This window comes from Thioclava sp. SK-1 (genome assembly GCF_001705665.1).
GTDB lineage: Bacteria > Pseudomonadota > Alphaproteobacteria > Rhodobacterales > Rhodobacteraceae > Thioclava.
In genome coordinates, this window is sequence record NZ_MDHA01000089.1 from 64,849 (window position 1) to 77,541 (window position 12,693).

The following is a 12,693-nucleotide window of genomic DNA, read 5'->3' on the forward strand; positions in this document are numbered from 1 at the left end:
GTCAGCTACAGGCCGGAACGCCTTGACGGATCAATTCCGCGCCTCTGATACGGTAGTAATTTTTGCGGGCGTGACGGCCGGTTTTCATATACCAGCGCGCCAAATTCGCAGGGTAAAAGGATGCCATGCGGGCAGACCAATATTCGAATTTTTCGGCCGGCAACTCCTTTCCAGATTTACTTGGACCATGAAACCCGAAAACCGTTTTAGGGTAAACACATACATTCCGCAAAGAAATATACATTGTGCAGGCAGAGATACAGTAATCACCATTGATGACAACTTGGCGACCTGATCGTTCAAGCTGCGAAATTTCCTGAATCCGCGCGCTTAGCAGCCCACCAATGTCATTTCCCACGATCTTTGGCGGTAGTCGACGCATCGGTTCGGTTGCAAGGCTTGGTGCCGCGACCGCGGTAAGGGCACAGGTAATCACAAGGCCATGAACGATCCGACGCGACAGGGAAGCAGTGGCAATATACGCGTGCTTTAAGGTTTGGAGCGGTGTCATGGCGGTTCCTCTTTACAAAATGCCATCGGGCATCTGTTTACTGATACTCTCTGCTGTTTGATGTGGCAGTTTCTCCACGAGGCGCGGCCGTTTTGGCGCGGTGACATCGGCTGTCATGAGCGGTTCTTTGCAAACCCGCTGGTGACGCGTTGTCGATGAAACATATATGCGCGGCCTAGGGGACGAAAATGCGGCCAGCTGCGACTGACCACGGACAATGCAAAGGCAAGAACATGGCAGAGCCTTACAATTTATGTCAAAGACGCTGAAAATTAGAGCGGCTGGATGGGGCGAGAATCGCGTAATCTTGGCCCTTTACAGATGAAGGTAACGGATGACACAGCAGATCCCCGCAGGCACATTTCGCTTCATCGCATTGGATGTGGAAACGGCGTGCAGCGATGCTTCAAGCATCTGTCAGATCGGGATCGCCTGCGTTGGTTATGACAATCAGATCCAACAATATACGACCTATATCAATCCGCACTGCCGGTTCTCGCGGTTCAACATTCAGCTGCATGGCATTGGCCCCGATCATGTGGTCGATGCCCCCGATTTTGCCGAGGCGATGATCAGCCTGTCGCCACTGTTGGCACGCCATCATCTGATTCAGCACAGCAGTTTTGACAAACGAGCGATGGGGGCGGCGCATGATCTTGCCGGTTTGTCTGTGCCGCCCTGGGTTTGGAGCGATAGTGTGCGCATTGCCCGTGCCGCCTGGCCGGAGTTCAAGGGGAATGGTGGGCATGGGCTGGGGCATTTGAAACAGGCGCTGGGGCTGGAATTCACCCATCACGACGCAGGCGAAGATGCCCGCGCCGCCGCGATGGTTGTTTTGCTGGCCGAAGAACGGCTGGGCCGTAGCTTTGATCTGATTTTGCGCCGCTAATACCTAGGTCAGGATCAGGTCAGGCGTTTGCCCGGAATATTCCAAATGCCAATTTGCGGTCCAGTGGTCTTGGCGGCGGTTCAAAATCAGGAAGTTGCGCTCGGCAGTATAGCGGTTTTTCTGACCCGGCAAGGGGGCGATCCGGATCGGGTGTCCCTTGAGCGGAGCTTCCCCCAAGCCGGCCAACACACCCAGTCCGCGCGCATAGCCTGCAGGCGGCGCACGATGTGAGATGCCCGAGGCCACAAGCTGATGCACAGGCGCGGGCTGTGCCGCCAACACAGCGCGGGTGGCCAAGTGGATCTCACCAGAGACGACGGTCACAGGACTGGTATCGTGCCAGCGCAGCACATGGCGAAGCATTCTGCGCCATTCGTCCCGATGCGCCCGGCTTTGCCATTGGTCCCGCAGATCGTCTTCGTATTTTTGCATTCGCGGGATGGCCATCATCACCCCCTCGACCAAGGACAGGCGCGGGCCCAGCAGTGGCACGCTGGACACAAGGATAACGTGATTGCCTTCGGGCACATCAATGCCCTCCATTGCGGCCCAACCGTTTGGTCCCATCACTTGGCGGCGTCCGCGTTCCGAGCGCAAATCCGGGGCAATCAAGGTCACGCCGGGAAGCTGATGTGCCCATGTCAGGCTTGCCCCCGTGGGATCTTTGAACAGGGCAGGAATATCGCGCTCTACCGCACCGTGCTGAAACAGCAAATAGAACCGTCGCGCCACTTTGAACAGGCATTGCCCCACTGGACCCGCCGTCACCGGACGCTTCAACGAGCCCCAGCCGTCGCAAATATCGTGATCATCCCACACGGCCAAACTGGGCACCCGGGCCATGAGCCGTGCCGGGGCGCTGGCGGCCAAAACACGCATGTAGCGGTCGATGAACCGCGCGCTAAGATGCGCTTCCAGCCCTTGCAGATCTTCGTCCGAAACCTCTTCGGGCAGATCGTCGGGCCAGCTGTCGCTGAGCGGGTGGCCATCCGTCGCCTCGTCCGCATAGACCTGATCACCGCCTTGCAGCAAAATGGCCAATGGCTGCGCATCATGTTCCAGCCCCAGTCGGAGCCACATTGCGTTGCGCTCGTTTTCATTGCGGGTTAGATCACCGATCTCTTCGCCATTGCAGGAAACAAAGCCAATTCTGATATCGCCTTGATGATGGGTGACAACCGGATAAAATACGCCCTCAAACTGGTAGCCCTGTGCCGATTTTGGCAAGATCAGCATATAGCGCCAAACATCCAGCGCACCCAGTTGATCCAAATGTTCCGGCGTGAAAAGACGGTCTTCGACTGTGACACCGCCCGGTTCCCCCATGGCATGGGGGCGGATGACCAAGGCGTGCACATGAAGCCCGTGATCATCTGCGCGGCGGAAATATAAAACGGGTCCGATCTGATCTGGACAAGGGGGATGCGTCACGTCGGTCCTATCTTTGGCTGCGTTTCATTGCAGATAGGGGTGGCGGGACGAAATTACATCTGCCATCCCCATCACGGATGCGCCAAATCCTGTCAGTGGCCCCGAAAACCCCAATAATGAACTGTCACGACCCTCGGTCAAACCCAAACAACCGATTTGGGGTGTCCCATAAAATTGCCCGTTGCACAGCGGGATCAGTAAAGCGGGTCGCGAACAGGTCGACCAATGGTGCATAGTCCACCCGCTCTGTCGCGCGCAAAAACGGCCAATCGGATCCCCATACACAGGCTTGCGGGCCAAACGCCTGCAGCAGGGCTTGGGCATAGGGTGCTGTGTCGTGAAACGGATAGGACTGTGTCGAAAACTTCATATAGCCGGACAGCTTTACCGCCGCGCGCCCGTCACGGCCCAGTGTCAGCAACGCTTCAAACGCCGGTTGGTCCAAACCTTTGGCAGGTGCGGGCCGGCCGCAATGATCGAACAACAGCTTGACCCCGGAGGCCAGCAACATTGGCAACACATCCAACAACATATCATCTTCAACCTGCACCTGCGCATACATGTCCAGCGCTTGCAGCTTAGCCAAAAGCGGGGCACAGTTTTCGTAATGGCCGCGCGGGTGGAACGGTAGGTTCAGCGCGACCCCCACGATCCCCTTTGATTGCAGATCTGCCAGCGCTTTCTCAGAGATATCCGCGGCCACAACGGCAATTCCGCGATAGGCGCCGCCGCTGTTGGTGATGGCCGAAAGCATACAGGAATTGTCGTCCCCATAGCCGGAGCTGGGCTGAACCAGCAGCGCCCGCTTTACGTTATGGGTGGCAAAAACATGACCCATCTGTGCGTGCGTGGCGATTTCATGCCCTGTTGGATGGTAGGACACTTCTGGATTATAGGGAAACGCCGCCGGGTCAAACAGGTGGCAGTGACAATCAACCTTGGGAATATCGGAAAGAAACATCAAAAAGCTCTCGCATAAATTTGCCGTTGCGGGAAGTTTGTCCGTTTTAGATGTATAGGAAAAGTAGCAATCCGTCCGCAGCCATCACGAAGTGACAAGCGCGCAGGCTAACGGTTCAATGCGGCAATCTCATGTGGTTGCAACATGAACCGGGGGCGCCGTGGCAACTGCGCACTGTAAAGGCCAAGCGCACGGAGCGCGCGTGCATCGTTATATAACGCAAAAAAACCAAGCATGGGGTGCTCCTTTCTTAGTCAGGCACACCCCAGCATATTGGTTGGACATTTACGCAGACAAGACGCGCGATCTGCAGCCCGGTTTGCGCTTAGCGCATGGCCGCGGATTTGCGATTTGAGACAAGGTCAAACGCGCCATAGATCATCACCATCGCAAAACAAAGCCCCGGAACGATAAAGGCGATAGCCGGACCATAGGCATCAACGGTTGCTGCGTGGATCATCGGCATGATGGCCCCGCCTGCAATTGCCATTACCAACCCGGCTGCGCCGAATTTCGTATCCTCGCCTAGCCCTTGCAATGCGATGCCGTAGATGGTGGGGAACATCAGCGACAGGCAGGCCGAAAGCGCGACAACCGCCCAAACGCCCATGATCGATGGCACGCCTGCGGCAAACAGGGCCAATGCCACGCCGATCGCGGCCATCATCGTCAATAACAGCGACGGGCGAATGAACCCCATCAACCCCACCATAGCAAACCGCGCCACAAGGAACACAATCAGACTGATCTGCAAATACCGTCCCGCGCCGGCCTCATCCCCGCCGATCGCGCCCAGCACATATTGGATCGTGAAGGTCCATGTGCAGGTCTGCGCAGCCACATTGAAAAACTGCGCGACAACGCCAAAGGCATAGTGGCGGTTTTTCAGCAAGCGTTTGACCGTGGGGCGAAAATGCACGCGCGGGCTGATACGTGTGGTTTCATCCCGTGCCGGCATAGGCTTTAACGCGATCAGCACCCAAATGATCAGTAGAACAAAGGCGAAGGCAACATATGGGCCCATGACAGCGGCAAGCTCTTGCTCGCGAATTTCTGTCAGCTGTGATGGCAGCATCAGCGCACGTTGCGCATCGGTTGCTGGGTTCAAATTGGGCAAGATAAAGCTGGCCGACAGCAAAACACCGATATTGGTGCCCACGGGATTGAATGCCTGCGCAAGGTTCAAACGCCGTGTCGCGTTCCCCTCTGGCCCCATCGAAATTACAAAAGGGTTGGCCGAGGTTTCAAGGATCGACAACCCCCCTGCCAGACAAAACAGCGCGACCAGGAAAAACCCATAAGTCATCGCGATGCTGGCGGGATAAAACAAAAACGCGCCCAAAGTCGCCAAGCCAAGCCCTGTTAAAACCCCGGTTTTATAGGTGAACCGGCGATTGATGAACGCCGCCGGCAGGGCCAGAAGAAAATATGCGCCGTAATACGCAAATTGCACGAAAGAAGCTTGCAGCGTGCTCATGGAAAAGATTCGGGAAAAGACCTGAACCAAAGGATCGGTCATGTTGGCCGCGATCCCCCATGCCGCAAAACACACCACCAACAGAACGAACGGCAACCACATGCCCTTATACACAAGACGCGGTTTGTTAGCCATTTTTAGCCCCTCCAAGCAATTGTGTGTTGAGACCTAAGGCAGTTTCAATCGTATTCCCATGCTCAATGATGATATTTATCAAATAAAGTGACTAATTAATTTGGCGGGGCGGCATCCACGTCACTTTATCAGGCAAAATACACGGGGTGCGCGGCGTGCCTGTCTTTCCCTTGACCCGTAGGCTTGGACGCGTATTGCTGAGGCTGCAACCGCCGATCGGTGATTTTGCGCGATGCGCTCTTCTTTAAGGTGATGGCATAATGACAGGCAATGATGATCTAATCGGGCAATTGCGCAGCATCGTCGGGCGGCGCCATGTGCTGACAGAGCCTCGTGCGACCGAAAGATTTCGTCGCGGCTATCGCTCGGGGGAGGGGGCGGCGCTGGCTGTTGTTCAACCGGGCAGTTTGCTGGAACAATGGCAGGTGCTACAGGCCTGTGTGCGCGCGGATAAAATTATCATCATGCAGGCGGCCAATACCGGTCTGACCGAAGGCTCTACGCCCAAAGGCAGCTATGATCGCGATGTGGTAATCGTTTCGACCAGCCGGCTGACGAGGATACATCTGCTGGATGGAGGACGGCAAGTGGTGGCGCTGCCGGGTGCAACACTGTTCGGGCTTGAAAAGGCGCTGGACCCTAAGGGCCGCGATCCGCATTCCGTCATCGGCTCATCATGTATTGGGGCTTCCGTCGTGGGCGGGGTCTGCAACAATTCAGGTGGTGCATTGGTGGAACGGGGCCCATCCTATACCGAGCTGGCGCTATTTGCCCAGCTGGGTGCAGATGGCGTTTTGCGGCTGGTCAATCACTTGGGTCTGGCACTTGGCGACACGCCAGAACAAATTTTGACACGCGTGCAGGCCGGGGAGTTTTCAGTGGACGAGGCAGGAAACCGCCAAGCCTCTGACCACGGCTATGGGGCGCGTGTGCGTGATGTGGATGCACCAACGCCAGCCCGGTTCAATGCCGACAAAGGCCGATTATACGAGGCCTCGGGCTGTGCAGGAAAACTGGCGGTGTTTGCCGTGCGTCTGGATACGTTTTCTCAGCCCGACCGTAGCAAGACATTCTATATCGGCACAAATTCCACCGAAGTGCTGACCCGGTTACGCCGTAAGATCTTGTCGCAATTTAATACATTGCCGGTGTCAGCAGAATATATGCACCGTGAAGCGTTTGATATCACGCATCGCTATGGCAAGGACACGGTGCTTGCGATTGACAAGCTGGGCACTGCCCGCTTGCCGCGTTTTTTCGCCATAAAAGGTGCGTTGGACGCACGATTGAACCGGTGGTCATTGACACGCGGGTTGACCGATCGCGTATTGCAAGGGGTCGCCACGCTGTGGCCCGAGATCTTACCAAAACGTCTGCTGGACTATCGCAACCGCTATGAGCACCATCTGATTTTAAAAATGCGTGACGGTGGCATTGACGAAGCTGTCGCCACATTGCCAGAGTTGTTCGCACAGGAAGATGCTGATTTCTTTGAATGCGATGCAAGAGAAACCAAGATTGCCGGCCTGCACCGCTTTGCTGCAGCGGGCGCGGCCGTGCGCTACATGGCGCTGAACCGGGAAGCGGTGGAAGATATCTTGCCGCTGGATCTGGCATTGCGCCGAAATGATCGCGATTGGTTTGAAACATTGCCCCCGGATATTGACGCAGCGATCAGTCATAAAATGTATTACGGGCATTTCATGTGCCATGTGCTGCATCAAGATTACATCGTGAAACGTGGCCATGATGGTGCGGCACTCAAGGCGAAGATGCTGAAACTGCTTGATGCGCGCGGGGTGGAATACCCCGCAGAGCATAATGTTGGTCATCTTTATGTGGCCAAGCCGGATCTGGCGCAGTTTTATCGCGAATGCGATCCGACAAACAGCTTCAACCCGGGGCTTGGCAAGCAATCACGGTGCAAACACTAACTACGCAAGCTCATCACAAGAAGTCGTCGCGCCGTGGGGTGAAGCAATCTACCAGTTGGCCGGGCTCTAGGCATTCACAGCCGTGGCGCGCGCCCGAGGGAATGATGAAACTGTCCCCGGGGGTGACCTCAAACGACGTGTCGCCAAGGAAAAAGCGGAAGCGGCCGGACTCGCAATAGGTCGATTGCACATGCGGATGATCATGCAGCGCGCCTTTCGCGCCCGCTTTGAACCGGAAAGACACCACCATCAACTCTGGGCTGTCGGCCAGAACCTGACGTGTGACGCCGGTATCGGGATGTGCGATCGGAAATGTGGACATATTTAGCTCCTGTAAGAAAGGATCCATCAGGCCGTAGCCTGACGTAACAAATTACGATACCGGGACTGGCTGCCTTTCAGGTGCTGGCGCATTGCGTCGCGGGCGGCCTGTTCATTGCCATCTAAAATGGCTGCAACGATTTTTTCGTGCTCTGCATCCAGACCGCGCAGGTAGCTGTCTGTCGCGCTGTCATCATCGGTTTTTTCCAACGCGCGCCGGGGGATCAGATTGGCCCCGACCATTGACAGAAAATCGCGGAAACGGGGATTGTTGGTGGCATCGGAAATGGCCAGATGCAGGTCAAAATCCGCCTCAACCGAGGTTTTCCCCGCCTGGGAAAATCCGCGCAAAGTTTGTAGCGCATGGAGGATGTTTTCCTCTTGCGCAGGCGAGCGGCGCTGAGCGGCCAATCCTGCGGCCTCAACCTCTACGGCAGTGCGCAGTTCCAGCATCTCAATCATCGAAGAAATGCGAACAAAGTCGATATTTTTAAAGGGCAAATCTAAACTGGGCTTTGGGTCCAAAACGAAGACGCCGGCGCCCTGACGTGGCTCCACCAAGCCATCAGAGCGCAACGCAGCCACGGCCTCGCGCACCACGGTGCGTGACACGGAAAATTCCCGTGTCAGCTGCGCTTCAGAGGGGAGGCGCGATCCGGGGGGATAGGCCCCGGTTTCGATTTGTGTCCGCAACCGATCGCTGAGTGTGACAACAAGGGTCTTCCCGTTGCTGCGATCGGCAGAGGATTTCACGATTGGCTCGGCCACTGAAAGACCCTCACTTATTTTCCGGTGATAACCTATATGACAGGTTCGTGCGGCCACGTCCATATCTTTGACATCGAATAGGATATCTGACGCGGGTGATCACAACCATAAGCCAACATACCTAAATGAAAGGTTATATTTCCAGAACTGGGTGAATATTCTGACTGTGATCCTCGGGTATATTTCTGGCGTTCGACGGTTTTTGGGCTGCGCGTTGGTGCCGTTGCCTGAAAAGTTGTAACATAAATTTTTGTCCCATACTCTGACCTTTTGAACCGTCATGACAGCGCATAGGCAAAGCCCCCGACGCGATAGATCGCGCAGAGGCCTCAGGGCGATCCGCTCCGCGCCACAAGATCTATGGGCGGTCCGGCCACGGTTCCAGAATAGGGATCAGCTGCTTGCAAACGCGTCGCGGGCTTCGGGTTGATCCCAGATCTTTTGGATTGCGGCGCTGCCTGCGCGCGTCAACGCCTGTGCATCAGCAACCGCCAGCCTGCCGCCTGACACCAATATGCGCCCATCAACGATTACCGTGTCAATATTAGACCGATTGGCCAGCGCGATCAATGTCCGGCATGGATCGTAATGCGGCTGCAAATGCGGATGAGCCATATCAATAACAGTCAGATCCGCTTTTGCACCGGGCGCAATATGGCCCAGATCCGGCCGATTGAGCGCTTGCGCACCCGCCTCGGTCACAGAAGATATCAGGGCCGGCGCCGTCGCCACATCGGGGCGCCCGGCAGCGACCTTGGAAATCATCGCTGCCGCGTTCAATTCCCCCAACAGATCCATATTATACCCATCTGTCCCCACCATGACGCGCAGGCCTGCGGCCTCGAACCGGCCAAAGGCTGCGGTCTTACCGGATCGGCTGAACACACGCGGGCAGTTCATCACGGTGACGTCTTTGCTTTGCATCAATTGTAAATCGTTATCGGTTGCATAGACGCAATGCGCCGCCAAAAGATCGGGACCCAAAACCCCTAGCCAATCCAGATATTCGCTTGGCGTGCGACCTTCATAGCGTGCGCCAATCGTTTTCACCTCGCCAGCGCTTTGTGCGACATGGATGGTGTTTGGCACATTCAATTCCCGCGCCATCGCCGTAGCCGCACGCAGCAGATCGGGGTCACATGTATCGGTCGCATGCGGGCTCATCGCCAATCCGATGCGACCGTCTGCCTTGCCCTGCCACCTGTCATACAGCGCCTTCCACTGTGTCAGGTCGCGTTCACTATCGCGTCCTGTCGTCGAGGTGGTGTTATATTCCACACCATCATTCCCGGCCTTGGGATCTGCGGCTGAAAACAGATAGGGCGCCCCCCAAAACCGTAATCCCAATTCCTCGGCAGCGGTGAACATCTCTGGCAAAGAATTGCGGAAGGGCTCCATTACCGAAGTCGCACCGCCAAGCAATAACTGTGTAATGCCCATGCGCGCGACATCCAGACGCTCCTGTGGTGTCAGCACATCCAGACCGGTTTTTGAAAGCGGCAAAAGAACCGTATAAACGATGCTTTGATCGTTTTTCTTACCCGCACCGTCTTCGGCATGGCTGCGTGCGATTGCTTCAGAAAAACAGTGATTGTGCAGATTCATCAACCCGGGCAGGACAAACCGCCCCGGCGTGTCAATCACATGATCGGCTTGCGCGGGTCGTGATGGGTGGATCGCCGCGATCCGATCGCCTTCCAAGATCACCCAATGATCGCGCAAAACCCGTTGTCCGCCATGCGAGCCATCCAAGACATAGCTGCCAAAAATTGCGGTGGTCTGCTGGGCCACATTGGGCAGCGGCATAAGTGAGGGGCGTGGCATGCGTTATCCTTGTGGCAAAGCAGGGCAGGAAAGGGTTAGTCCGCAACGGTCCAGCTGTCGCGATGCGTGGCGGTAGGAAACCGTGTTTCCAGCCCCAATTGCGCAATCCGCTGAATACTGGCGTTGAATAGCTTGGCTTGCACCGGCACGGAATCAGGTTCCAGCGCAACGGCGCGCAGTCCTGCCTCTCGACCTTTATAAGCATCGAATAAGTGGCGAAGATCGGGCACGGCGCGCCCGTCCGAAATATCAACTCGCAGATCAACAGCGGCAATCCCATGATCGCCCGTTACCTGTAGGGCGGCAGATTTCAACGTGCCCAGCACTTCTCCGCCTGCGGCTAAACCGGCCTCCAGCGCCTGAAGTAAGCGCTCTGCCAGCGGCTGGTTGGGCTGCTGTTGGAAGGCATTGGCCATCGCATCTGTCACGTGCTCATTGTCCAAGATATTGCCCAACGCGAGACAATTTTTCCCTGTGCTATGGGTATAAATCGAATACATCCGGCGGCCGTGAAACACCGCGCTGCGCCCTGTGTGGTCCAATGCGCCCAGCTGGCGCCATTCAATATCGGGGGATGACGATATAACATGGGTGACTGCGTCATCGGCGGATTGGCCTTCTTGTAACGCAGCAATGCCCAGATCACCCAGCCGGCTGTCGGTGCGATGTTGCGACAACATCGCACCCCGTCCATGTGCCAGACGCACACAACGGTTTCCTACCGCAAGATCAGATGTAGCGATTGCAGCGCCGAACGCACCGGTGCGCGGGCAGTGGCCAATAATTGAAAATGTCATGCAACTATCCTTACGGCGGTTCAGCTGCGGCGCAGCGCGGCCAAAGAGGTGGCGATCAGCGTGATCAAAACAAAGATGGACGCGACAACCGCAATCACCGGGTCGACGGATTCCTGGATCCCTTCCCATATCATTTTGGGGAGTGTCTCGACGCGGCGCACGGTCAGGAACAGTACGCTGACGATTTCATCAAAACTAACGATAAAGGCGAAGATCCCGCCTGATATCATCCCGGGGCGGATTGCAGGGATGATCACGGTTCGGATGGTCATCCCAATGGATGCGCCCAGATTGCGCGCCGCCAACGGTAACCGGCGATCCATATTGGAAAGGGACGCAAAAACCGAAATCGTGACATAGGGCAGACCCAACAGCACATGGGCCAAAATTACCCCCAGATAGCTGTCGATCAGCCCCAGCGTGACCCAGAATTTATAAAACCCCAAGGATTGCACGACCGGTGGTACAAGGATCGGCACGATCATGATCCAGCGCACAATCATCGCCGCGCGATCTGACAGAAACCAAACCCCGATGCAAAATAACGTACCCAGACCTGTGGCAACCACCGCAACGACACAGCCAATCCAGATGCTTGTCCAGCTGGCGAACAGCCATTTCGTGGAATGCACGAATGTGTCGTAATGCTGCAAAGACAGGTGATCCTTGGGCAACCCGATAAAGGATGTATCGGTCAGGGACACCGGGATCACAACCAAGATCGGCAGCACCAGAAAGGCAAGGATGATCCAGCTGCCAGTGCCAAAAAAGATCCGTAACGCAGAAGGTGTCATTAGCGGCGCTCCAGGAAAGTGGTTTTCAGGTTCACAAAGCGGCTGGCGATCAGCAGCACGACAGCGGTGGCCATCAACAGCACCACTGACAGCGCCGCGCCCAGACCCCAATTCAGGAATTCTTGGATCTGATAGGTGATATATTCTGAAATCATCATCACGCGGCCACCGCCCAGCAGAGCCGGCGTCACATAGAACCCCAATGACAGCACAAAGACCAACAAACCTCCCGACATCACACCGGGCAATGTCTGCGGGAAATAGACCTCGCGGAAGGCGCGCCATTCGCTGGCACCCAATCCCCGCGCCGCTTGAATGTAACTGCCCGAAATACCACGCATATTGGTCAACATAGGCAAAACGGCAAAGGGTAACATCACATGCACCATTGCGATCAAAACACCCAGCTCATTATGCATCAGCCGCAGTGGCTGGCTGATAATGCCCGTTGCCATCAGCCCGTCATTCACCAGACCTGAACGCCCCAGCAGCACGATCCACGCGAATGATCGGATCAACACCGACACCCAGAACGGCAAAAGCACCAGCCCCAACATCAGCGGACGAACCCGTCCTGCAAGGTTTGAAATGGTATAGGCCACGACATAGCCAAGGATCAAACAGGCCACGGTGGTGATTGCAGCGATCCGAAAGGTCAGCACAAAGCTGACCTTCACCGCATTTGAGGCAAACATCCGTTCATAATTTTCAATCCCGACGGATGGCTCGGTGATGGAAATGCCCCATATGTTCAGGACCGGAAATATGTAGAAGATGATCATTACAGCAAGTGCCGGAATAATCAGCATCCAATAGCGGAGTTTTTCGGGAATATGGGGCATCTGACTATC

At 55.9% G+C, this 12,693-nt stretch carries 13 protein-coding genes; 2 read left to right on the forward strand and 11 right to left on the reverse strand.

Going from position 1 to position 12,693, the window contains the following annotated elements:
- Position 1: 1 nt before the first annotated feature.
- On the reverse strand, positions 2-511 hold the full coding sequence (locus BFP70_RS19325) for a hypothetical protein (protein ID WP_066013634.1): 510 nt from the start codon (positions 509-511) through the stop codon (positions 2-4).
- Between the two features lie 334 nt (positions 512-845).
- Between BFP70_RS19325 and BFP70_RS19330 the strand changes: the two genes are divergently transcribed.
- The gene (locus BFP70_RS19330; protein WP_066013636.1) at positions 846-1,400 is read left to right on the forward strand and encodes an exonuclease domain-containing protein; all 555 of its coding nucleotides are present in this window, start codon (positions 846-848) and stop codon (positions 1,398-1,400) included.
- 3 nt (positions 1,401-1,403) lie between these two features.
- Here the strand turns inward: BFP70_RS19330 and BFP70_RS19335 are convergent, their stop codons facing one another.
- The 4 genes from BFP70_RS19335 to fucP form a co-directional block, all read right to left on the reverse strand.
- Positions 1,404-2,831, reverse strand: coding sequence for a hypothetical protein (locus tag BFP70_RS19335; protein ID WP_066013637.1), 1,428 nt, complete (start codon positions 2,829-2,831; stop codon positions 1,404-1,406).
- Positions 2,832-2,955: 124 nt separating this feature from the next.
- Entirely contained in the window at positions 2,956-3,792 is an 837-nt protein-coding gene (locus tag BFP70_RS19340; RefSeq protein ID WP_066013638.1) for an amidohydrolase, read from the reverse strand.
- A 107-nt stretch (positions 3,793-3,899) separates the two neighbouring features.
- The gene (locus BFP70_RS21500) at positions 3,900-4,028 is read right to left on the reverse strand and encodes a hypothetical protein (RefSeq protein WP_255356790.1); all 129 of its coding nucleotides are present in this window, start codon (positions 4,026-4,028) and stop codon (positions 3,900-3,902) included.
- An 89-nt stretch (positions 4,029-4,117) separates the two neighbouring features.
- Positions 4,118-5,404: an L-fucose:H+ symporter permease gene (gene fucP / locus BFP70_RS19345; protein ID WP_066013639.1), complete on the reverse strand. Its 1,287-nt coding sequence runs from the start codon at positions 5,402-5,404 to the stop codon at positions 4,118-4,120.
- Between the two features lie 260 nt (positions 5,405-5,664).
- On the opposite strand from fucP, the gene dld reads away from it, so the two are divergent.
- A complete protein-coding gene (dld, locus tag BFP70_RS19350; RefSeq protein ID WP_066013641.1) occupies positions 5,665-7,338 on the forward strand; it encodes a D-lactate dehydrogenase in 1,674 nt (557 codons plus the stop codon).
- Between the two features lie 13 nt (positions 7,339-7,351).
- Here the strand turns inward: dld and BFP70_RS19355 are convergent, their stop codons facing one another.
- The 6 genes from BFP70_RS19355 to BFP70_RS19380 form a co-directional block, all read right to left on the reverse strand.
- A complete protein-coding gene (locus BFP70_RS19355; RefSeq protein ID WP_066013643.1) occupies positions 7,352-7,660 on the reverse strand; it encodes a cupin domain-containing protein in 309 nt (102 codons plus the stop codon).
- A gap of 26 nt (positions 7,661-7,686) precedes the next feature.
- Positions 7,687-8,427 carry a FadR/GntR family transcriptional regulator gene (locus BFP70_RS19360; RefSeq protein WP_255356791.1) on the reverse strand — a complete coding sequence of 247 codons (741 nt, stop codon included), beginning with the start codon at positions 8,425-8,427 and terminating at the stop codon, positions 7,687-7,689.
- Between the two features lie 393 nt (positions 8,428-8,820).
- The gene (locus BFP70_RS19365) at positions 8,821-10,251 is read right to left on the reverse strand and encodes an amidohydrolase family protein (RefSeq protein WP_218059697.1); all 1,431 of its coding nucleotides are present in this window, start codon (positions 10,249-10,251) and stop codon (positions 8,821-8,823) included.
- Between the two features lie 35 nt (positions 10,252-10,286).
- Positions 10,287-11,048: a DUF1028 domain-containing protein gene (locus BFP70_RS19370; protein WP_066013645.1), complete on the reverse strand. Its 762-nt coding sequence runs from the start codon at positions 11,046-11,048 to the stop codon at positions 10,287-10,289.
- A 20-nt stretch (positions 11,049-11,068) separates the two neighbouring features.
- On the reverse strand, positions 11,069-11,842 hold the full coding sequence (locus BFP70_RS19375) for an ABC transporter permease (RefSeq protein ID WP_066013647.1): 774 nt from the start codon (positions 11,840-11,842) through the stop codon (positions 11,069-11,071).
- Positions 11,842-12,684 carry an ABC transporter permease gene (locus tag BFP70_RS19380; protein ID WP_066013649.1) on the reverse strand — a complete coding sequence of 281 codons (843 nt, stop codon included), beginning with the start codon at positions 12,682-12,684 and terminating at the stop codon, positions 11,842-11,844. Before BFP70_RS19380 ends, BFP70_RS19375 begins: the two co-directional genes overlap by 1 nt.
- Positions 12,685-12,693: the final 9 nt, after the last annotated feature.